We start from the raw sequence: 22619 nt of genomic DNA, 5'->3' as shown, positions 1-22619 counted from the left end.
TCCCGCGGGAACGGACAAGTACAAGTGATGAGCCGAACACCAGCCCTATCGACAAGGCCAACGATGCGCGAGGCAAGCAAATCAGCGGGTGTGCCGCGTGATTGAGTTTCTCCTCATATTTGCCTTGGGTTTTCTTGCAGCAGCGATCCTCGCAATGCTGATTACCCCGGCCATCTACGGCCGCATCGTCAAGCTGACAGAAAAGCGTATCGAGGCGACGGTACCGCTGAGCCTGTCGGAAATCAGGGGAAAGACGGATCAGTTGCGCGCTGCTTTTGCCTCCGAATCCGCAAAGCTGACAACCGAACTGAAATCAGAGCGCGAAGAGGTCGCACTCGCCAAAATGCGTGCTGAAAAGCTTCAATCGGATCTCGCCGCACTTGCAGGCGACAAAAAGCTGGCGGATCAGCACATCGAGGAGTTGGTCACCGAAGGCGGCGAACTGCGCTCGGACGGGCGCAAGAAGCAGCAATTGATCGACAAGCTGTCGGAAACCATGCGCGAATTCGAGCGCATGAAGAAGTTGGACACTGCGGAAATCGCACGGCTGCACAACGATCTGATCACCGTGTCCACGGAAGTCGAGAGCACGAAGATCGATCTTGCGGCAAGCCATACCGAAATGGTCAATCTGCGAACCCAACTCGATACGGTTTCAATGGAGCGCGATCAACTGCTCAATGATATCGCGACTGTCGCCGACGCCGCGCAAACGCTTGAGCAGACCATGCAGCACGAACAGGAAGCCCACAACCAGACGCGGATTGAGCTGGCAGCCGCGCAGTCGTCCCATGCCGACACTGAAGCTCAGTTGAAGGACACGTTTGAGCTGCTTGAACTTCAAAAAAGCCAGTTGGGCACCGAAATCAAAACACTGGAAGACAGCCTGAAGGCGGCGGCGGAAGCAGCGGTTGATCAGGACAATATGTTGCAGAAGGAAAAACAGGAACACGAGGCAACCAGGATTGAACTGGCCGCCGCGCAGTCCGGCGTTGCGGACCGCGACAGCCAGCTTGCCCAGCTCGATGGCGCCATGAAACAACAGGCAAACGAGCTGAACAGCCAGATCGACAGACTGGTCAAGCAAGGCGAGAAGCTGACATCCCAATTGACGCGCGAGGCTGAAAGATACAGTGCGCTTGAAGACAAGTTGAACGCCGAGAAGGATGGTCACAAACAAACAGGCATCGAGCTGAAAACGGCACACGCGGCCTTCAAGGACAGCGTTGCACAACACGACAAGACGCGACGCGAAAATGCCAAGACCGCCGCGGCGCTGGAAAAACAGATAAAAGCCCTGCAGCTTGAAGGCGAAAAGCGCACCTCCGAACTCGAAACGACCCATAAACGCCGCGAGGCGCTTGAGGCTGATTTGAGCAATGAGAAGGCGGGCCACAAGGAAACGCGCATTGATCTGGCAGCGCGGCAGTCCGTGCTCGATGAGCGTATACGTCAGCTCGGCGAGGCAAATGCTCAGATCGATGAGCTGCACAAAAGGGTCGAAGAAACAAGCGAGGCCCACAGGCTGGGTCTTGTTGATCTGCAAAAGGCGCAACGCGACATCGAGGCGCTGAACGGACGCGTCGAAAACACAAAGGCAGCACTGGAAAAGAGCAGGATGACGGAACGCGGGGGACGCGAGCAGATCATCGTGCTGAAAGCCGGCAACCGGCAGCTTAAAAAGGACCTGAAAGCCTCACAGTCTGCAGCCGATGATCTGCAAAAACGTCTTGAAAATGAACGGGAAAGGACCCTCGGTCGGTCCGCGCCTGACAATTCGGGCGAGCAGGACCTTGCCACCGCAGCCAGCAAACGCGAGGATGCACAAACTGCGCCGAGCGAGCACATCACACAATCCGGACCTGACGACACGGAACAATCACGACCGGAGCAGCAGCAGCAGATCGCCAACGGCGCGAATGGACTTGTGCAAGCCGAAAGCTTGACTGCCGAAGACACGCAAGAGGAGAAAAGGGACATCAACGGTACCGTAAAAGGACGGATGGAAGACCTTCGTGAGCGCCACACGGCCCTGGTGGACAAGCTGAAGAACACGCCGAACACGGATGACGATACGGGAATGCGCGAAGAGATCGCAGCAATTGCCGCAGCCGTTGTCGGCCTGTCGGGGCAGCGTGAGGGTGAAGCGTCACCGATCCACGAAATTATTTCAGATGCGGGAACCTCGGATCATCCGGGTGCAAAACGGGTCAGCCTGGCCAGCCGGGCAAAGTCGGAATTGGAAGGCTGAACCGCCGCACCGTACAATTTCCTAGGTGAAACGTTTCTGACCCGTTGCCACGCAATAAAGGGCGATACCCGCCGCCGTCGCGACATTGAGGCTGTCCAAATCCTTTGCCTGCGGGATCCGCACCCTGCCAAGCTTTTCAAGCAGGTTGTACGGCAACCCCTGCCCTTCAGTTCCCACCAGCAGTGCGGTGCGCGGCCCCGTATCCACTTCCCCGATGGGGCGTTCGCCATCAGGTGAAAGCGCGATCAACCCGAAACCTGCATCCGACAACTGCGCGGCAATGTCATCAACGCCGCCTCCCCGGGCAAAGGGCACCGTCAAGGCTGAACCGACGGAAACCCGGATGGATTTGCGGTAAAGCGGATCGCAGCATTCCGCATCAAGGCAAACGAGATCAACGCCGAAAGCGGCGGCATTGCGGAACAGCCCGCCCAGATTGTCGTGATTGGAAATCGCATGACATACCAGGACAAGTGCATGGGGTGGCAGTCCGGCAATCGCCTCGCCAAACGGCTCGTTTCGCCGTGCCTTACCGACCGCAAGGACACCGCGATGCATCGGAAAGCCTGCAATGGCATCGATTGTTTCGCGATTGCACACCAGCACCGGTATTTCCGGATCGAACGCCTCGATTACATCGGCAACGCCCTCCACTCGACCCTCCAGGAGAAGGATCTTTTCCGCCAAGAACCGGTCGGACTGCGCAAGCATGCGAAGAACGACCGTGCCCTCCGCGATAAAGCGGCCGTCGCGCCGGACAAGATCGCGCTCGCGAATATGTCTGAATTCCGCCACACGCTCGTCGTCGGGATCGGTTATGCGGACGATCCGGCGTGACTGCCCTGTCATTTCAATGTGATTTCCGCAGCCATGCGGCCCGTTTCGATGTCGAGGATCACGACCTTTTGCGAGCCGTCGACCATTCTTCCATAAAACAGGATGCGCGATCCATCGAGGGCAACATCGTCGACAACAAAGCCCTGCGGCAGCGACATGCTATGCTGTATGGGTTCTCCTGACGGCACGGCAAGGCCCTGCCCCGCAGCAATAGCGGTTTCTTCACCGGGCTGCATGACCTTGTAGACAACGCCCGCAAGGACCGCCATAACTCCCAAAATCATGATGCCGATGGAAACGACCAGCAGCCGAACCATTTTTTTCCGCACTTTTTCCATTTCCGGATCAAGCGGCTTTTCCTCTTCCGGTTCGAGTTCCACCTTGTTCATCAGGACCCCTGTTTCGCAGATTGCAGTTCCATGACTGATCCCTTTACCCAAGCAGAGGCCGAGAAGAAAGTGCTGACGGCGGACTCCTCCGCCACCGGCCGGCTCGATGCCTGGCTGACAGCCGCACTTTCGGGCAAACTGTCGCGCAACCGCCTGCAGGCTTTGATACGCGACGGTTCCGTCCGTGTGAACGGCGCCGTGGTGAACGAGCCGCGGCGCGCTGTCGCGCCCGGCGATCTGATTGAGCTCGACATGCCGGAAGCGAAGGAGGCAAAGCCAACAGGTGAAGCGCTCCCGCTGGACATCCTCTACGAAGATGACGACCTCATTGTCATATCAAAGGCCGCCGGCATGGTCGTTCATCCAGGCGCCGGCAATCATACCGGAACGCTGGTCAATGCATTGCTTCACCATTGCGGAGACAGCCTGTCGGGAATCGGCGGCGTCAAGCGGCCCGGCATCGTTCACCGCCTCGACAAGAACACCAGCGGCGTCATGGTTGTCGCCAAGAACGATTTTGCCCACAACCGCCTCGCCGAGCAGTTTGCGGACCATGGCAGATCCGGTCCTCTGCGGCGCGCCTATCTCGCCCTTGTCTGGGGTTGTCCCTCGCCGCTCAAGGGTACAATTGATGCCCCCATCGGCCGCTCGCCCTCCCACCGGACCAAGCGTTCCGTCCATCGGTCCGTAGGACCCGATACCCGCCACGCCGTAACCCATTACGAGGTCAGGCAACGTTTTGGCGCGAGGGAAGCCGAACAGCCAGTAGCCGCGCTGGTGGACTGCCGGCTGGAAACCGGACGGACCCACCAGATCCGGGTCCATCTGGAACATCTCGGCAACCCGCTCATCGGCGATCCCGAATACGGAACGGCCTTTCGCACCAAGATCAACACGTTGCCGGCCGATATTGCTGCAGCGGTCGCCAAGCTGAACCGCCAGGCCTTGCATGCATATCTGCTGCAGTTTTCCCATCCACGCGATGCGCACACAATGCGCTTCGAAGCACCGGTACCGACCGACATAAGCGAAGTAATCTCAGCGTTTTCATAGACTTGGGCGATCAGCGACGTCCGTGCGGATTTGTCGCGAAAAATCGTGCCTTAAAGTCTAAAACCTGCTTGGAATCAATGGCATAAATCGATTTGCGTGGCGTTGGCTTGATCTCGCCGCTTTTCGTAACTATCTCAAAGCTGAATGTGCCTGGCTAATAAAGGGCACGGCGGGCTTGCCTCGAAGAGGGAGCCTCAAACAAAGAAAGAGGGGTGCTGTAATGGCCCGAAACACCTTACCATCGGTGGCTGCCGGCGAAGGTGGCCTGAACCGTTATCTGGAAGAAATCCGCCGCTTTCCGATGCTGGAACCCCAGCAGGAATATATGCTGGCCAAACGTTACCACGAGCATTCCGACACAGAAGCCGCGCACGAACTGGTGACCAGCCATCTGCGTCTGGTCGCCAAGATTGCCATGGGCTATCGCGGCTATGGCCTTCCCATCGGCGAAGTCATTTCCGAAGGCAATGTCGGCCTGATGCAGGCGGTGAAAAAGTTTGACCCCGAGCGCGGTTTCCGGCTCGCCACCTATGCAATGTGGTGGATCAAGGCCTCGATACAGGAATATATCCTGCGTTCCTGGTCGCTCGTTAAAATGGGCACCACGGCGAATCAGAAGCGCCTGTTCTTCAACCTGCGCAAGCTGAAGGGCAAGATCCAGGCGCTCGAGGAAGGTGACCTTAAACCCGATCAGGTCACAGAGATCGCCACCAAGCTCAACGTCAGCGAAGACGAGGTCGTGTCGATGAATCGCCGCCTGTCGGGCGATGCCTCGCTGAATGCGCCGATCAAAGCCTCCGAAGGTGAATCGGGTCAGTGGCAGGATTGGTTGGTCGACGAGAGCGAGGACCAGGAAACCCTGCTGATACAGCAGGATGAGCTGGAAAACCGCCGTGCCATGCTGGCCTCGGCAATGGATGTCCTGAACGACCGCGAGAAGCGTATTTTCCAGGCCCGCCGGCTTTCGGAAAACCCGATGACGCTCGAAGAGCTGTCAGGCGAGTTCGATATCAGCCGGGAGCGCGTCCGGCAGATCGAGGTCCGGGCCTTCGAAAAGGTACAGGGCGCAGTTCGCAAGGCTGCCCTTGAACGGGCAAACAGCCTCCAGGCCGTATCTCAATAAAGTTCAATGCGTCCTGCCGTCGCCGGCGTTACTGAGTACCGCCGGCGGTGCGCGCCTCCCATGCGCGGATCACCTGATCAAAGACTTCGGCTCCCGTTGATCCTTTTTCAAGGGTCAAGAGAGCTCTACGACCGTTGCCGTAGCTGACGGGAAGGTCGATCCAGTTTCTTTCGCGAAGCAGCCGCAGATTGAGCTGAACCGCCTCGACATAATCGTTCAGAGCAATCATGAAAAAGCTGTCGGTGATCTTCGCAGGTACGGCGATCAGCGAATCACCTGTGTCCTGTTCGGTCTGTTTCAGCGCAAAATTCTGGATGGAGCCAATGCCGTTGCCGTCAAACTCTTCGGTCACGGCAAAGACGATTTCAATGAGATGACTGGCCGGCAATGACTGGTCGGCATTGCGCTTGATGGTCAATATCGCACTCAGGCCTTTGCCAGGCACATTGATCTGCGCCTCGATGGCCGGCTCGGGAGGAAGATTGTCTCCCGGGGATTCGCGAACGATGGACCAGACGACACTGCCCTCTTCTGCGGTCGGCGCTTGCTGCCCGAGACGCTCTTCGTAAAGAAACATCTTCTGCCCGACCTGAGGCGGTGCCGCAGTGGCCGCCCCATCGGGTTGTTCAGCAGTATCCGTACCCGCTGCCGGCTGGCCATCCGTGCTGGCCGCGTCGGGCTGCGACAGATCGAGCGCGGCGACAGATCGACCTTCCGCATCCACCTCCAGGTCCGGACTGGTGCCCGGCCCCTCGTCGACTTCTGATCCGTCAGGCATCAAACGCTGCGTGAATTTGTCTGGGCCAGAGGTTCCGGCAGGTTGCCCCTCACCCGAGTTCGCCTCATTGCCTGATGCAGCCTGCTGACCGTCCGAGGACGCAGGCTGGCTGTCCGCTGTTTCGACATCACTTCCCGACCCGAACACCATTGCCGAAAGCGTGCCACGGAATGTCCAGAGTCCGATAGCAACCACCAGAATGACAACAATCGCCGCGGCAACGGCAATGATTGTGCCGAAGCCGCCGCTTCGACGCGGCTGGAGATAGTCGGCGCTGTTGCTGTCTCCCAGACGCCGCGCTTCGGGTCGAACCGAATCATCAAGTGAAACATCATCGTAGTCGTCTTCGTCGTCCTCATCGTCGAATTCATCTTCGATTGTCGGACGGGCGGAGCGCGCAGGACGGCTGCGGGTGGGCTCTCGCGGGATAATGTCTTCTTCATCGCCGATATCATCGGCATCAATCTGCGCGTCGGTCAGGATATCGGCAAAGGCATCCTCGTCGAAATCGGAGAACGCCTCCGTATTGCGGTCCTCGATTTCCTGAATGGCTTCTTCAAGCTTGGCGAGCTGCTTCTCCCGCACGGCGTCGGTAACCGGCGGGTTCAGGTTCTCCAACTGACGGCGGATTGCTCCACGGGCTTTTTCATAGACCTTTTCACGCATCTCCGGCGTGTTGTCGTTCAGCCCGCTAACAGCCTTTTCAATAACTGCTACAAAATCCACCATACAACTGCTCTGTAAATATAAGTCCCTGCGGTCACAACCCTAATCTTCAAACGGGTCGGTCACAAGGATTGTGTCATCGCGTTCTGGACTTGTCGACAGGAGCGCGACCGGAGCGCCGATAAGTTCCTCGATATGACGGACATATTTGACCGCCTGCGCTGGCAGGTCGTTCCAGCTTCGTGCGCCAACGGTCGAGCCCTTCCACCCCTCCAGCGTCTCGTAGATCGGCTCGACACGCGCCTGCTGCCCCTGGCTGGCCGGCAGGAAATCTACCTCCTGGCCATCAAGCTTGTAGCCTACGCAGATTTTCAACTCGTCAAGGCCGTCGAGAACATCCAGCTTGGTCAGCGCGATACCGGTAATGCCGTTGGTCGCCACCGCCTGGCGCACCAGAACGGCATCAAACCAGCCGCATCGGCGCTTGCGCCCCGTTACCGTTCCGAATTCTTTACCCCGTTCGCCGAGGAACTGGCCGACATCATTATCCTGCTCGGTCGGGAACGGCCCCTCGCCGACACGCGTCGTGTAGGCCTTGGTGATGCCGAGGACATATCCGACCGATCCCGGCCCCATGCCGGAACCGGCTGCCGCCTGCCCGGCTACCGTGTTGGACGAGGTCACGAACGGATAGGTTCCATGATCTATATCGAGCAATGTTCCCTGCGCGCCCTCGAACAGGATGCGCTTGCCGGCACGGCGCTTCGTATCAAGCAGCCGCCAGACGGTCTCGCGGAACGGAAGAATGCGGCCGGCCACCTCCTTCAATTCGTCCATGATCGCATCATGTGCGACCTCTTCCTGGTCCAATCCACGGCGCAGTGCATTGTGGTGCGTCAGCAACCGGTCGACCTTCGCCGGCAGCGTCTCCATATTGGCAAGGTCCATCACCCGCACCGCGCGCCGCCCGACCTTGTCCTCATAGGCAGGTCCGATGCCGCGACGCGTCGTTCCGATCTTGGTTCCCGAATTGGACGCTGCATCCTCGCGGATGCCGTCCAGTTCGCGATGCAGGGACAAAATCAGCGTCGCATTGTCCGCGATGCGCAGATTGTCAGGCGAAATCGGCACGCCCTGCTCGCCAAGCCTGTCGATTTCGGCGACCAGTGCATGCGGGTCAATGACAACGCCATTGCCGATAACGGCAAGTTTGCCCTCACGGACCACGCCTGAGGGCAGAAGCGAAAGCTTGTAGCTGACGCCGTCGATTACTAGCGTATGGCCGGCATTGTGCCCGCCCTGGAAGCGCACGACGACATCGGCGCGCTCCGACAGCCAGTCTACAATCTTGCCCTTGCCCTCATCGCCCCATTGCGAGCCGACAACCACGACATTCGTCATGTGTTTCCCTAACCTTGTTGACCGCATCCGGTCGAATTCGCACCAAACCGGCGCATCTATAACCCATGTTCAACGCAAGTAAAATCGCCGCCTGGCAATTTCGCCAACCCTCCGAAGACCGCCAGCGCGCTCCGAGCGGTCAGACAAGTGGAAAAGGCGAAATCGCGTTGACTTTTTAAAGCTTTTGCGAGCAAGTTGCGGCCTGTTTTCTCCTAAATGGACACTCAATGGCGCTCAAAGCCTATATTCTGCTGGTCATCACCACGCTTGGCTGGGGCGGGAACGCTGTTGCCGGCAAGTTTGCGGCCGGCCATGTCAGCCCGGCCCTGCTGACCAGCGGTCGATGGCTCCTTGCTTTGCTGCTTTTGCTGCCATTCGCGTTGCCGCATTTACGACGTGAGTGGTCGGTTCTGCGCGCCCATTTCCTGTTTCTGCTGGGAATGGGAATTGTCGGTTTTGCTCTGTTTAACAATTTTTACTATCTGGCGCTCAACTACACCAGTGCGATCAACGGAGCCATCGAACAGGCCGCAATGCCGCTGCTGGTGTTTGCAGCAAATTTCCTGCTTTTTGGCCAGAGGGTCAGTTACAGCCAGATTATCGGCTTTTTCATCTCCATTACCGGAGTCGCGCTCGTTGCCACCAATGGCAATCTGCCGGGCCTTTTAAGCCTTGATGTCGGCTATGGCGATGCGCTCCTGATCCTGTCGATCTCGTTTTACGGAGCCTATACGGTTGCCCTGCGCTGGATGCCAAAACTGCACTGGAGCAGCGCGATGGTCGCGCTTGCACTGGGTGCCCTTATCGGAGGCGCGCCCTTTACGGTGTTTGAGGCATGGTCCGGCAGCCTGATTTTGCCGGATATGACAGGCTGGTTTGTCATAGTGTTTGCAGCGGTTTTTCCGTCGATCGTCTCACAGGCCTGCTTCATCAAGGGTGTGGCGATTATCGGCGCCAACCGTGGCGGCCTGTTTATCAATCTGGTGCCGATTTTCGGAACGCTGTTCGCCGTTCTTCTGCTCGGCGAACAGCTTGAAATGTTCCACCTGATCGCATTGGGTCTTGTGCTCGGCGGTATAGCGCTCGCCGAGCACAAACCCGATCGCGCTCAGGTCTGAGGCGAAACGGTCCCGTCAAGCGACGTCAAAGACGAGCGGTTTTGCCGATTCAATTTCCGCATGGCCACGCACCAGATCCAGCACCTTCTCATCGACAGGCGCATCGACATAGAGCAGCGCGATCGCATCGCCGCCCGGCTTGTTGCGACCGAGGGAGAAGTTGGCAATATTTACGCCGGCAGTTCCAAAAACGGTTCCGAGAAGGCCGATGATCCCCGGTGCATCCGCGTTGGTGGTATAAACCATATTGGCGCCTACCTCGGCATCGAGATTAATGCCTTTGATCTGGATAAATCGCGGCTTGCCGTCGGAAAAACATGTGCCGGCGATGGACCGTGTCTGGTTTGCGGTATTGACGGTCAGCTTGATATAACCGTCGAAAACCCCGGATTTGTCGCGGCGCGCCTCTGACAGAATGATACCACGCTCCTTCACCATGACCGGAGCTGAAACCATGTTCACATCCGCCACCTGAGGACGGATGAGCCCCGCAAGCACCGCGCTTGTCAACGCCTTGGTGTTCATCTGCGCGGTCGATCCGTCGTAAAGAATCTCGACTTCCTTGATAGCGCTTTCGGTCACCTGCCCGACAAAGGCGCCCAGGACTTCAGCCAGCTTGACGAACGGCTTGAGACGAGGCGCTTCTTCCGCGCTGATCGATGGCATATTGATCGCATTGGTGACCGCACCCTTGATCAGATAGTCCGACATCTGCTCGGCAACCTGGACGGCGACATTTTCCTGCGCTTCACTCGTGGACGCACCAAGGTGAGGCGTGCACACAACGTTTGGAAGGCCGAAGAGCGGGCTGTTGGTCGCCGGTTCCTGTTCAAACACATCGAACCCCGCGCCGGCAATCTTGCCGGACTTGATGGCTTCGGCAAGATCGGCCTCGACCACAAGCCCGCCGCGCGCGCAGTTGATGACACGCGCTCCATCTTTCATTTTGGCAATCGCCTCGGCGTCGATGATGTTCCGCGTCTTGTCGGTGAGCGGAACATGCAGCGTGATAAAGTCCGACCGGGCGAGAAGTTCGTCCAGCTCAACCTTTTCAACGCCGAGTTCCTCGGCCCGCTCGGCCGAAAGGAACGGGTCAAACGCGATGACCCGCATCTTGAGGCCAATCCCACGCGTCGCGGCAACCGAGCCGATATTCCCGCAACCGATAACACCCAGTGTCTTGCCGGTGATTTCGACACCCATGAAACGGGACTTTTCCCATTTGCCTTCCTGGGTGGAAACATCGGCCGCCGGAACCTGCCGCGCCACGGCCATCAGCATGGCGATTGCATGTTCTGCTGTGGTGATCGAGTTCCCGAACGGCGTGTTCATGACGATAATGCCTCGGCGCGAAGCCGCCGGAATCTCGACATTATCAACGCCGATACCGGCGCGGCCGACCACTTTGAGCCGGCTCGCCGCATCGATGAGTTTGGATGTTACCTTTGTTGCGGAACGGATCGCGAGACCATCATATTGATCGATGATCTCGAGCAGCTTCTCCTTGTCCTTGCCAACATCCGGCAGGAAATCGACATCAATGCCGCGATCCTTGAAGATTTGAACTGCGGTTTCGGAAAGCTTGTCGGAAACAAGTACGCGCGGTGCCATGATGGCCTCCCTCTCTATCGCGATATGTGGTGTAAAAGCGGGCCGCCGTCATCAGCGGCCCAAAACTCAGTCAGGCAGCTGACTCAATAGTGACGATCTGCATCGCAAAAGCCCATTCGAGCCACGGCATCAGCGCTTCGAGATCGGTTTTTTCAACCGTTCCGCCTGCCCATATTCTCAAGCCCGCCGGCGCATCCCGGTAGGCTCCGATATCATAGGCAACGCCTTCCTTTTCGAGCGAGGCCGCCAGACCCTTTGCGAAGGCGGCCTGCGCAGCCGCAGGCAGGGCTGCGACACGCGGATCGACGATCTTGAGACACACCGACGTATTCGAACGGGTCGCCGGATCGGCGGCGAGGTAATCGATCCAGTCCGATTGCTTCACAAAACCATCGATAACCGCCGCATTTTCATCGGCGCGGCGCATAAGCTGCGGCAGGCCGCCGATATGCTTCGCCCAGGCCAGGGCGTCCAGATAGTCCTCGACACAAAGCATGGAGGGCGTGTTGATGGTTGCGCCTTCGAAGATACCCTCGATCAGCTTCCCGCCCTTGGTCATGCAGAAGATTTTCGGCAAAGGCCATGGCGGCGTGTAAGTTTCAAGGCGTTCGACAGCCCGTGGACTCAAAATCAGCACACCATGCCCGCCTTCGCCGCCAAGCACCTTTTGCCAGGAGAAGGTCACAACATCGAGCTTTTCGAACGGAAGGTCCTGGGCAAACGCCGCGGACGTTGCATCGCAGATCGTCAGCCCCTGCCGGTCATCGGGAATAAAGTCGCCATTTGGAACACACACCCCCGAGGTGGTGCCATTCCATGTGAAAACCACATCACGGGCAAAGTCGACCTTTTCGAGGTCGGGTAAATGACCGTAATCGGCCTCGAGAACATCGGCATCCGGCAGCTTGAGCTGTTTGACGACATCGCTGACCCAGCCGGAGCCGAAAGATTCCCAGGCGAGCATCTGAACGCCGCGCGCGCCGAGCATCGACCACAGCGCCATTTCCACCGCACCGGTATCGGATGCAGGCACAATACCAATGCGATAGTCGGCAGGCACACCGAGTATCTCACGGGTCTCATCGATCGCCTGTTTGAGTTTGGCCTTGCCGATCTTGGCGCGATGGGAGCGTCCCAACGCGGCATCCTTGAGCGCTTCGGGCATCCAGCCGGGGCGCTTCGTGCAAGGTCCGGATGAAAAACGGGGATTGTCCGGACGCACGTCCGGCTTTGTATTCTCAGTCATTTGGCTATCCTTCCAGATAGTTGCCCCTCGTTGGGGAGGGGTGTCCCACTGGCGGGGATAGCCAAAAGAACCGGACAGCGCAACCCTGAAAACGCAACCGGCCGTCGCAGGGCAAAACAGCTTGCGGAAATATATAACAGGCCAATGCGCGGCTTGACCCGCAACGCACCCGGCTATCTAATCAAGACAGGTTGAACAAAGTGGATTGGACTTCTCCATGAGAATGTACTTCGCGCGAGCGCTTTTAACCCTGATATTGCCGCTGATCGCGACGGCTGCACTTGCCCAGACGACCGGCTACACCACAACGACTGTGCATATGCGCGCCGGCCCCGGAACGAATTATCCAGCGATAGCAACCTTGCCCCAGGATGCAACCATTGAAGTCTATGGCTGTCAGTCCGGATATGACTGGTGCGACATCTCGTGGAATTCGGCTCGCGGCTGGATTGCCTCTTCCTATATCCTGACCGTCAACAACGGACAGCGCGTCGTGCTGACACCACAGGTCGGGGTCGCGATCGGAATCAGCATCGTGGTCTTCAACCAGGCCTACTGGCATGCCCACTATCAGAACTATCCCTGGTATCCCTACTGGAACCGCTACTACCACCCCTATGCGCCCTACGGACCTTATCATCCGTATCACCCGTATCATCCCTACCACCCCTACCACCCATACGGGCCGTACCATCCATATCACCCCTATCATCCTTATGGGCCGTATGGACCGCTCTACGCCCCACACCACCACGGCGGATGGCACCGTCACTGAGGGCCTAGACAAAAAAGGCGGCCTCCGGCCGCCTTGTTTCAATATTGTGACCGTGTGCCGCGGGTGTCTCATCCGCTCAAACGCAAGACAAATGGTTTGTATTCGATGACCCACATCACAGTGCCTGTCACCCGCGCTGAATTTCCCGGTTGGCCCACCTGATGGGTAACCTGTTGCGCAAGGCTTACATCCGGACTTTCATACAGCCTCTGGTCAAAAGGAAACCGGACCTTATCCTCTCTCATATTTTGCAGCAAAAAGGTTATGACCGATGGCAAAACCAACATGTCAGCGGTGAACAACATCTGGTGGAGACCGTTCTCAACAAAATAAACCCCAGGGTTTGTGTGGACGTCGGGGCAAATGTTGGCGCCTACTCAAAACTGCTTTTGCAAGCCACACAGGCAAAGGTTTTCGCGTTCGAACCCCTTCCTTCATCCTATGAAACACTCTCGGGCTTGACGGACACATTTGATGGTCGCTTTGTTCCGATCGAAAAAGGTGTCGGAGAAAGGAACGAAAGGCGGTTGATTCACTACAGCGATTCCGCCCTGTCTCATGCATCATTTTCAGAAGAGGTGAAAAACGTTCCCTTTGTCGTCAACGACCTTTCCCAGGAAGTTGAAGTGACGACACTGGACACTTTCTTTCACGGCCAACCCGACGTAACCGGGATCGATCTGATCAAAATCGACACGGAAGGATATGAGTACGAGGTTCTGTCCGGTTCAAAGAGAATCATCCGCGAATTGCGGCCGAAACTGATTCAGATTGAGTTCAACATCCATCATCTTTTCAGGGAAAAGAGCCTGTACTCGTTTGCAAGATTGCTGGAAGGGTATGAAGTCTTTCAATTGCTGCCGGACCGTTTGGAGAAAAGGGACCCGAAAAGTCCCTATTCAAACATATACATCTTCTCGAATTTCGTTTTTATCAGAGATGATATTGTGAACGTGATCGGGTACTGATGGGGCAAAGACACCTGGCTCTGTTCTTGCCCGTCTGTTGGTTTTCGTCCACAGCTGCTGCGTGCGAGCGACGTCGTCAATCAGTCGCCAATTGCCGAAAAAGAAAAGGCGGGCCGAATGACCCGCCAATTTCTCGAGCAATCGGATACGAACCCTACCAAAGGGAGTAACGCAGTGAAGTCGTGACAGCGTGCGTGCTGTAACCGTTGTCGGTCCCTTGAACGCCGGTCGCGCCCCCCGCAGCAGATGTGCCGTCAAAGCCGAACGCGTCTCCGCCACTGACATTGGTGTATCTGTAGCCCACATCGACTTTCAGATTGCGCATGAACTCGTAGGCAACGCCGGCCATCAGCGCATAGGTGAAGCGCCAATCGGATTCACCCGGCCGTGTGACCGAAGCAGGCGGCGCCACAGGACAAGCACCGCCGATACAGGTCTCCTGCGCATTGAATGAGTCATAGCTTACGTAGGTCATACCGGCGCCCGCACCGACATAGGGTGTGAAACCCGCGTAAGTCCCGAGGTCGATGTAACCATTGGTCATGGCGCTGTAGGAATCGAACTCACCGGACCCGACAACACTACATCCTGTCCCTAAAACGGGCGTCGAACACGGCACGACGGCCGAGGAGTACGAGCCGTCCAGCGTTCCTTGCTGGTAGTTCAGCATAGCCTCGGCCCGCAGCCAGTTGGAAAATTGGTAGCCGAAGCCGATACCGGCACCCCAATCGGTATCGAACGAAGACGTCGTGAAGTTGCGTGCGGTGTAGCTCACACCATCATAGGTGCGGAATGTGTCGCCGGATCCGCTGGTCGAGAAATCGTAGCTGACATCGCCGCGAAGATACCAGCCATTGCCGACTTCAACCGGCTTCGTTCTGGGCAATTCCGGCGCGTAGATTATGTTGTCCAGGTCGGCCGAAAGAGCGGCGCTTGAACTTCCAAGCAGAAGCGCTGCGATCAGTGAGCGGGACATGAAACTCTTCATCATTAAACCAGTTCCTCTGCCTGTCTCGGGGCAGGTATTCCCCCGACGCAAATTCCATAAGCCAACTATGGGCGAAACTGGTTAAGTTGCGGTTAAGCATGTTCGTTCACCACGTTTCTTTACCGATCGTTACCCATGCATGAGACGAAAACGGCCCGACAAACGAAAACCGCCCGGCAAGCCGGGCGGTTCGAAACGATAATATCAGCTGGTCTTATTTATAGACCGGCGGGACATGCGGCGGGACATAAGGCGGCTCGCAGTCGCGGCCGGGGTAGTACCGCAGGCCGAGATTGACCGACTGCACATTGATACCCTGATCATGGCCAGGACCTGTGGAGCTGGCGTAACCGAACATCCCACCCTCGCCGATCCGGCGGTAGCGATAGGATGCCTCACCGGCGAAATCGCAACGGAAGTAGTAAGAAGCACCGGCTTCAACCTGCCAGGCGAAGCGCCAGGAGCTTTCGCCCTCGTGGTAAATGGTCTCGCAGTTTGTCGGATCAGCAATCTCACAAGCAGTGTTGTTGAGCCGATCCCAGTTCACATAGCTACCACCGATGCCACCACCGACAAACGGGACAATGTGGCCCCATGCGGAATGGTGCTCCCAAAAATCAAGGTCGACATAAAGGCTGGCCATCAGCGTGTACGCATTCCAGCTTGTGGTGTCGGTGGATGTACAATCGACCAGAGCGCCACCTGGGCCAACACCGCATTGACCGACCGTGGAACCATAGAAATCCGAATCAAAAATATAGTCGAACATCAGCTCTGTTCTAAGATACCGGTTCACCTGGAAACCCGCTCCAATACCGGCGGCCCAAGTGTTGTCGAGCTCACCAGTTTCAAACCCGGACGTGCCGCCGGTCACGGCATAGGTTGCACCGCGAAATTCCGGCCACAGGTAACCCACCTGGCCTTTGACATAAAATCCTTCCCACGGATCATGCGATCCGCGCATTTCGCCGTAGTGAACGGGCTGTGGTTCAACTGCGGGTACTGCGACAGGCGTGTCGGCCGCGAAAACCGGTGTGACGGCAAGTGCCGCTGTGGTTGCTAACAGGAATACTCTCATTTTACTTCTCCAGGCCCCACCAAACCGGTCGAACCCCCATGTCCGTACCGTGGCGAAATTTCTGTTACACACCGGAAGTGTCGCTGAAAAAGGTTAAGAGCCTGTTATCTATGTCCATTTACCGAAGAATCGAAAATTTCTTTTTGTTTTCAGACATTAATCCGGCTTCAGACTTTCAGGCTTTCTGAAAATTCGAACAGTTTCGCGACCCCGACAGAAACGTCGCCCGCGGCCATGGCGGTCGTCGTTTCCATATCAGCAGCGAAGAAAAGCAGGCGGATGCGCGATTGAATGGCGCGCATTGTCCTTTATCGAGGCGGGGTGATCAGGCGGCGCTGCGCACGTCTGAAATGACGCTCACGAGCTGGTCGACAATTCGCTCGACCTTGCCCTGGTCGTCCCCTTCAGCCATGACGCGGATCAATGGCTCCGTGCCCGAAGGACGGATGACGAGCCGTCCACTCGACCCAAGTTCGTCCTCGGCAGCCTCGACAGCCTGTTTAACGTGCTTGTCCTCAAGCGGTTTGCCGCCTGAAATACGGACATTTTTCAGCACCTGGGGCACCGGTTCAAAGCGGCGGCACACATCGCTCACAGGCCGGTCCATGCGTTTCACGCAGGCCAGGATCTGCAAAGCCGCGACAAGCCCGTCGCCGGTCGTCGCGAAGTCTGACATGACGATATGTCCGGATTGCTCGCCACCGACATTGAAGCCGTTGGCTCTCATATGTTCGACCACATAACGGTCACCGACCTTGGTGCGCGCCAGGGCCAAATCCCTTTCCGACAGAAATCGCTCAAGTCCCAGATTGGACATGACGGTCGCAACAATGCCGTTGCCGGAAAGACGTCCGTCACCGGCCCAGGATTCGGCGATCACGGCCATCAGCTGATCACCGTCGATGACCGTTCCCTTCTCATCGACGATCAGCACACGGTCCGCATCGCCGTCGAGCGCGATCCCGATATCGGCGCGCACCTCGTGAACCTTCTTTGCCAGCGTCACCGGATGGGTGGAGCCGCAATTCAGATTGATATTGTGACCATTGGGCTCATTGCCGAAAGTCACCACTTCCGCACCCAGTTCCCAAAGCGCCGCCGGAGCGACCTTGTAGGCGGCACCGTTGGCGCAATCGATCGCGACCCGCAGTCCGTCAAGAGACACATTGCGTGGCAACGTCCGTTTGGCGAACTCGATATAGCGGTCATGGACGCCGTCAATGCGCTTGGCGCGACCGATATTTGGAGAACTTGCCAGCAGATCGGCCATGTTCGCATCGACAAGACGCTCAATGCGCAACTCAAGTTCATCGGACAGTTTGTATCCGTCCGGCCCGAACAGCTTGATGCCGTTATCCTCGAAGGGGTTATGGGAAGCCGAAATCATCACGCCGATATCTGAGCGCAGCGACCGGGTCAGCATTGCAACCGCAGGCGTCGGAATAGGACCGAGGAGGAAGACGTCCATCCCGGCCGCGGTGAAGCCCGCAACAAGCGCGTTTTCCAGCATATAGCCCGACAGACGGGTATCCTTGCCGATCACCACCCGGTGCCTGTGATCACCGCGCCGGAAGACGCGTCCGGCTGCAAGACCGACCCGCATAGCCACATCGGGGGTCATCGGGAATGTGTTGGATTTTCCACGAATACCGTCCGTTCCGAAATATTGACGTGACATCACTTTCCCCTGCGCCGCCGTCGGCAATTTTCATCCCTACCATAGGGCGCGGCCTTTGCCGGTAAGATTTCGTTACACGCCGATATAGCAAAAAAGGCCGCTCGAAGCGGCCATTTTCACAAGTTTTTCTTGACGTAGGGTTACTGAGGCTGCGGCTCCATACCCGCATCCGGCTTGTCGTCCGGCTCCTCCTTGCCGTCAGGGCTCTTCGCACCGGCGGTGGGCACGGCAGAACCACGGGAGGGCGGCGTGTCATCACCCATATCGCGTGAAGGCTTCTCACCGCGAAGCAGGGCCTTGATCTCGTCGCCCGAAAGCGTCTCATATTCGAGCAGACCCTCAGCCAGCGTTTTGAAGTCCTTTTCCTTCTCCGTCAGGATACGTCTGGCGGCTGCGTAGGCATCATCAATCAGGCGATGGATTTCACTGTCGATCTTCTGCGCCGTCGATTCCGAGACATTCTTTTGCTGAGCAACAGAATGACCGAGGAACACTTCCTGCTGGTTTTCGCCATAGGCGACCTGTCCGAGTTCATCGGAAAAGCCCCATTGCGTCACCATGGCCCGCGCAAGCTTGGTCGCCTGCTCGATATCGGAGGCTGCACCGGATGTGATGTTTTCCTTGCCGAATGTCAGCTCTTCTGCGACCCGCCCGCCCATCATGATGGCAAGGCGCGACACCATATATTTGTAGCTCATGGAATAGCGGTCGCCTTCCGGCAACTGCATGACCATGCCAAGCGCGCGACCACGCGGAATAATGGTTGCCTTGTGAACCGGATCGGACGATTCCACGTTGAGTGCAACGATGGCGTGACCGGATTCGTGATAGGCGGTGAGCTTCTTTTCCTCCTGCGTCATCGCGGTGGAACGGCGCTCCGCACCCATCATCACCTTGTCCTTGGCATCTTCGAATTCCAGCATGGTGACGAGACGCTTGTTGCGCCGCGCCGCCATCAGCGCCGCTTCGTTGACGAGGTTCATCAGGTCGGCGCCGGAAAAGCCCGGCGTGCCGCGTGCGATGACCTTGAGATCAACGTTCGGTGCCAGCGGCACATTGCGTACGTGAACTTTCAGGATACGTTCGCGGCCGATGATATCAGGATTGGGAACGACCACCTGCCGGTCGAAACGGCCTGGACGCAACAGGGCCGGATCAAGCACGTCCGGACGGTTGGTGGCGGCAATCAGGATAATACCCTCATTCGCCTCGAAGCCGTCCATCTCAACCAGCAACTGGTTGAGCGTTTGCTCGCGCTCGTCATTGCCGCCGCCGAGGCCGGCACCACGGTGTCGTCCAACAGCGTCGATTTCATCGATGAAGATGATGCAAGGGGCGTTTTTCTTCGCCTGCTCAAACATGTCGCGCACACGGCTGGCGCCGACGCCAACAAACATCTCGACAAAATCCGAGCCGGAAATCGTAAAGAACGGCACAGCCGCCTCACCGGCGACGGAACGGGCAAGAAGCGTCTTACCGGTACCGGGCGGTCCGACAAGCAGAACACCACGCGGAATGCGGCCGCCAAGGCGCTGGAACTTCTGCGGGTCACGCAGGAATTCGACGATCTCTTCCAGATCCTCTTTCGCTTCATCGACACCGGCAACGTCGTCAAACGTCACGCGCCCATGCGATTCAGTCAGCAATTTGGCTTTCGATTTGCCGAAACCCATGGCGCCCCGCGAGCCGCCCTGCATCTGCCGCATGAAGAAAATCCATACGCCGAGGATCAGAAGAATGGGCAGCCAGGAGATCAGGTAGCCGAAAAACGTGTTCGAGCCGTCAACCTCGGGCTTTGCCGTAATGCCGACGCCGCGGTCCTCAAGCCTTTGAACAAGTCCTGAATCGCCCGGGGAGTAGGTCTGGAACGATTTTCCACCCTCTGCATACACCCCGGTAATGGTGTCGCCGACGATGGTGACGTTGCGGATACGGCCATTATCGACGTCCTGAAGGAACTCCGAATAGCTGATTTCACGCGATGCGCTGCGTTCGCTCGGCCCCTGAAACATATTGAACAGAGCAATCAACAACAGCGCAATGATTGCCCAGAGGGCGAAATTTCTGAAATTTGGGTTCATACGGTTCCCCGAAACTACCGGAACTCTGCCCTTTTGGCAGGTAAACTCATCTGATGGACAACATAGGTCCCGGAAGGCCCCTTGCCAAGACCGCAAGGGCCCTGCATGTGGCATCAACCTTAATTATCGGCCCCATATCCCTAAAGCGCTGATCGAATGCCCCGGCTGCACACGGCATAAAGGCGAAAACGACAGCGTCCTCATATACGAGACTAAGCGTCAAATCAGGCAAAAACGGGTCCATCCGCCTGCCGGATGGGTTGGTTTCACCTCAGGCAGGCGGCACAGGATAGGGCGAACAGCCGAAGAGACGGGCACACTCATCCGCCACAACGCGGTCAAAATCCGGCAAAAACTGATCGAAATGGACAAAATGGCGTATGCAAGAGACCCGGCTTTCGGCTCTGTCGGCTCCCGTCAGAGCCCCCGGCGTACCCTTGGGATCGATCAGTCCTGGCATGGAGCGGGCAGACCGCGAAATCACGCCACGCGGCACATCACCGGGCAGACTTTCGGCCAGCCGCGGCGGATTGTCGCCCATCGGCCCGATCGAAACGGTTCGCCGCTTGTAGTCGTTCTTAATCCGGTAACGGCCGTCCCAGACGGCGCTGGCGCCGGGTGCGAGTTCGAGTTTGGGAAGAGACCGCCGCTCCCGGTAGATAAAAATGCGGTTTGCCCGCCGGTCGATCACCGAACGGCTGAGATTGACCCGCGGCGGCCCGCCGCCGGCGATCAGCCGGGCGATCTGATCCTGCGATCGTGCACCCGGCAGATAGGCCCTTCCCCCCATCAGGGCAGCCATCATCGCCACCGCCTGCTGAAGCACATCCGAAAGGCCTTCAGGAACCAGCGGAAGCTCGACGACCATATCACCATGGACACGCGTGCCCTCACTGAGGAACCTCGCCAATCGCATATTGTCCTTTTGCCGGGCATCGGCCATTGCCTCGACCATCGACAAAAGCTCCATGTCCGCGCCCGGCTCGTTCTGCGCCTGGCGAATACGGACGCGTTCGAACCGGCGGTCGCGATTGCTCGGGTCCTCGCTCCAGCCGATCTGCGCCGCCGTCAGCACGTCGCGCAGCGCCTGTTTCCGGACACGTAGAAACGGCCGCATGATCCAGCAATCGCGCCTGAACAAAACCCTGCCCGCCATGCCGGACAGTCCGCGACCGGCCGCCCGCTGTTGCCGCATTCTGATCGTTTCGATCTGGTCGTCGCGCGTATGTGCGGTTACGACGGCATTGGTCTCAAGCTCCAGGGCCGCTTCCCGAAGCAGTTCGTAGCGAACATTGCGCGCCGCATCCTGCAGCCCGGATGCGGGTTTTTCCCCTGTCCATATCTTGATGCGATGTTCTATGCCGCGCAGCTTGCAAAACTCGGCAACCTTGGCCGCCTCTTGCGCGGAATCCGGCCGTAATGCGTGGTCAATCGTGACCGCGACAAGGCGTGTCTCGCTGATGGAGGGCATGCGTTGATGGAGAAGATGCAGGAGTGCGGTGGAATCGCTGCCGCCGGAAACCGCGACACAAAGAACCTTCAGCGTCCCGAGCCGGGAGATGAAATCGTCAATTTCTGCTTCTGGACGAACGTCTGGCACCGTTCCTCATTTCTTTCGCCCGGTGAAAGCGGTTCGTCTAGCAGCTCATCCGGCTCTGTTCGACCGCCACTTTGTTTTTGACCGCCTCCGAAGAATTCGGATAGCGCGTCAGCACTTCCCTGTAAGTGGCGCAGGCCGTGTCACGATTGTCAAGCGCGGCAAGCGACATGCCGAGCTTCAGGAGCATCTCCGGAGCCTTCGGGGCTTCCGGATACTGTTTATGTGCCGTCAAAAGCGTCTTGGCGGCCTCATGGAAAGACCCTTGCGAATACTGCGCCTCGCCAAGCCAGAAATAGGCATCGGCAATTTTAGGCTCTTGCGGATAGCGGGCAATATAATCGTTGAAAGCCGCTTCAGCCTGCTGGTAATCGCCCGACAGCACATAGCCGTAGGCCGCGCGATAGAGCTGCTCGGCATCGCCCGCAGGAAGAGAAGCCGTCTGCGTATCGTCCTGCGCGGCCGGCTCGGAAGCGGAACCGCCGACCAGCTCCCCACTCTCATCGAAAGTGATTGTGCCGAGATCGCGCGGCGGATCGGCCGGCCCTTCGGACGGATCAACCACGGCGACATCGCGCTCGCCCTGCGGCGCCGCCTCGGTGCGATTGCCAGTGCCGCCTTCGATTTCCTGAAAGCGAAACTCATTGTCCTCCTGCATCTGCCGCATCTGCTCCTGCATCTGAAGCAGCAGAAAGTTCATTTCCTCAACACGGCCGTTCAGGGCGCGAATCTGCTCTTCCATCTGCCCCATGCGAAAGGCTGTATCACCAGCCTGGGCCAGGAGAACGGGCCGTTGTTCGGCCGGTTTTCCGGACTTTGCCGACGCGGCAATGGGCGTTGACGCGACCTGCGGCTGGAGCGACAGTGCAGCCTGCGCTACACAGGGCATGAACGCCAGCGCGAAACAGGCGGCCAGAATACGTTTATACGCGGTCATGTGTTTTACCTGCCTTTCCTTGGCGCGATTTCAAGGACCCCACC

19 protein-coding genes are annotated in these 22619 nt (G+C 57.9%); 6 read left to right on the top strand and 13 right to left on the bottom strand.

The window, feature by feature from the left end:
- Nucleotides 1-97: 97 nt before the first annotated feature.
- On the top strand, nucleotides 98-2251 hold the full coding sequence (locus tag OQ273_RS01000; protein ID WP_267988605.1) for a coiled-coil domain-containing protein: 2154 nt from the start codon (nucleotides 98-100) through the stop codon (nucleotides 2249-2251).
- A gap of 21 nt (nucleotides 2252-2272) precedes the next feature.
- On the opposite strand, the gene OQ273_RS00995 is transcribed toward OQ273_RS01000, so the two are convergent.
- Both OQ273_RS00995 and OQ273_RS00990 read right to left on the bottom strand, forming a co-directional pair.
- Nucleotides 2273-3100, bottom strand: coding sequence for a TrmH family RNA methyltransferase (locus OQ273_RS00995; RefSeq protein WP_267988604.1), 828 nt, complete (start codon nucleotides 3098-3100; stop codon nucleotides 2273-2275).
- The gene (locus OQ273_RS00990; RefSeq protein WP_267988603.1) at nucleotides 3097-3477 is read right to left on the bottom strand and encodes a hypothetical protein; all 381 of its coding nucleotides are present in this window, start codon (nucleotides 3475-3477) and stop codon (nucleotides 3097-3099) included. Before OQ273_RS00990 ends, OQ273_RS00995 begins: the two co-directional genes overlap by 4 nt.
- Nucleotides 3478-3507: 30 nt before the next feature.
- Here OQ273_RS00990 and OQ273_RS00985 point away from each other — a divergent pair, with 30 nt between their 5' ends.
- Entirely contained in the window at nucleotides 3508-4530 is a 1023-nt protein-coding gene (locus OQ273_RS00985) for an RluA family pseudouridine synthase (RefSeq protein WP_267988602.1), read from the top strand.
- Nucleotides 4531-4750: 220 nt separating this feature from the next.
- A complete protein-coding gene (gene rpoH, locus OQ273_RS00980) occupies nucleotides 4751-5653 on the top strand; it encodes an RNA polymerase sigma factor RpoH (protein ID WP_267988601.1) in 903 nt (300 codons plus the stop codon).
- A 28-nt stretch (nucleotides 5654-5681) separates the two neighbouring features.
- On the opposite strand, the gene OQ273_RS00975 is transcribed toward rpoH, so the two are convergent.
- Entirely contained in the window at nucleotides 5682-7160 is a 1479-nt protein-coding gene (locus OQ273_RS00975; RefSeq protein ID WP_267988600.1) for a hypothetical protein, read from the bottom strand.
- A 39-nt stretch (nucleotides 7161-7199) separates the two neighbouring features.
- Nucleotides 7200-8498 (bottom strand): adenylosuccinate synthase, encoded by a 1299-nt coding sequence (locus tag OQ273_RS00970; protein WP_267988599.1) that lies wholly within the window; start codon nucleotides 8496-8498, stop codon nucleotides 7200-7202.
- 227 nt (nucleotides 8499-8725) lie between these two features.
- Between OQ273_RS00970 and OQ273_RS00965 the strand changes: the two genes are divergently transcribed.
- Nucleotides 8726-9616 carry a DMT family transporter gene (locus tag OQ273_RS00965; protein ID WP_267988598.1) on the top strand — a complete coding sequence of 297 codons (891 nt, stop codon included), beginning with the start codon at nucleotides 8726-8728 and terminating at the stop codon, nucleotides 9614-9616.
- Between the two features lie 15 nt (nucleotides 9617-9631).
- On the opposite strand, the gene serA is transcribed toward OQ273_RS00965, so the two are convergent.
- On the bottom strand, nucleotides 9632-11227 hold the full coding sequence (gene serA / locus OQ273_RS00960) for a phosphoglycerate dehydrogenase (RefSeq protein ID WP_267988597.1): 1596 nt from the start codon (nucleotides 11225-11227) through the stop codon (nucleotides 9632-9634).
- A 70-nt stretch (nucleotides 11228-11297) separates the two neighbouring features.
- A complete protein-coding gene (locus OQ273_RS00955; protein ID WP_267988596.1) occupies nucleotides 11298-12473 on the bottom strand; it encodes a phosphoserine transaminase in 1176 nt (391 codons plus the stop codon).
- Nucleotides 12474-12690: 217 nt separating this feature from the next.
- On the opposite strand from OQ273_RS00955, the gene OQ273_RS00950 reads away from it, so the two are divergent.
- Entirely contained in the window at nucleotides 12691-13248 is a 558-nt protein-coding gene (locus OQ273_RS00950; RefSeq protein ID WP_267988595.1) for an SH3 domain-containing protein, read from the top strand.
- A 161-nt stretch (nucleotides 13249-13409) separates the two neighbouring features.
- Nucleotides 13410-14216: an FkbM family methyltransferase gene (locus OQ273_RS00945; RefSeq protein WP_267988594.1), complete on the top strand. Its 807-nt coding sequence runs from the start codon at nucleotides 13410-13412 to the stop codon at nucleotides 14214-14216.
- A gap of 154 nt (nucleotides 14217-14370) precedes the next feature.
- On the opposite strand, the gene OQ273_RS00940 is transcribed toward OQ273_RS00945, so the two are convergent.
- From OQ273_RS00940 to ybgF, 7 genes are all read right to left on the bottom strand, one after another.
- Complete coding sequence (locus OQ273_RS00940) at nucleotides 14371-15207, bottom strand: outer membrane protein (RefSeq protein ID WP_267988593.1); 837 nt, start codon at nucleotides 15205-15207, stop codon at nucleotides 14371-14373.
- Nucleotides 15208-15418: 211 nt separating this feature from the next.
- Nucleotides 15419-16282, bottom strand: coding sequence for an outer membrane protein (locus OQ273_RS00935; protein ID WP_267988592.1), 864 nt, complete (start codon nucleotides 16280-16282; stop codon nucleotides 15419-15421).
- 167 nt (nucleotides 16283-16449) lie between these two features.
- Nucleotides 16450-16584 carry a hypothetical protein gene (locus OQ273_RS00930; RefSeq protein ID WP_267988591.1) on the bottom strand — a complete coding sequence of 45 codons (135 nt, stop codon included), beginning with the start codon at nucleotides 16582-16584 and terminating at the stop codon, nucleotides 16450-16452.
- 23 nt (nucleotides 16585-16607) lie between these two features.
- A complete protein-coding gene (gene glmM, locus OQ273_RS00925) occupies nucleotides 16608-17960 on the bottom strand; it encodes a phosphoglucosamine mutase (RefSeq protein WP_267988590.1) in 1353 nt (450 codons plus the stop codon).
- A gap of 140 nt (nucleotides 17961-18100) precedes the next feature.
- Entirely contained in the window at nucleotides 18101-20041 is a 1941-nt protein-coding gene (gene ftsH / locus OQ273_RS00920; protein WP_267988589.1) for an ATP-dependent zinc metalloprotease FtsH, read from the bottom strand.
- Nucleotides 20042-20312: 271 nt separating this feature from the next.
- Nucleotides 20313-21641, bottom strand: a complete 1329-nt coding sequence (gene tilS, locus OQ273_RS00915; protein WP_267988588.1) for a tRNA lysidine(34) synthetase TilS — start codon at nucleotides 21639-21641, stop codon at nucleotides 20313-20315.
- 37 nt (nucleotides 21642-21678) lie between these two features.
- Complete coding sequence (gene ybgF, locus OQ273_RS00910) at nucleotides 21679-22575, bottom strand: tol-pal system protein YbgF (protein WP_267988587.1); 897 nt, start codon at nucleotides 22573-22575, stop codon at nucleotides 21679-21681.
- Nucleotides 22576-22619: the final 44 nt, after the last annotated feature.

It is taken from the genome of Hoeflea prorocentri, assembly GCF_027944115.1.
In the GTDB taxonomy this organism is placed as follows: Bacteria; Pseudomonadota; Alphaproteobacteria; order Rhizobiales; family Rhizobiaceae; genus Hoeflea_A; species Hoeflea_A prorocentri.
This window is presented reverse-complemented; position numbering and strand designations above follow the sequence as displayed.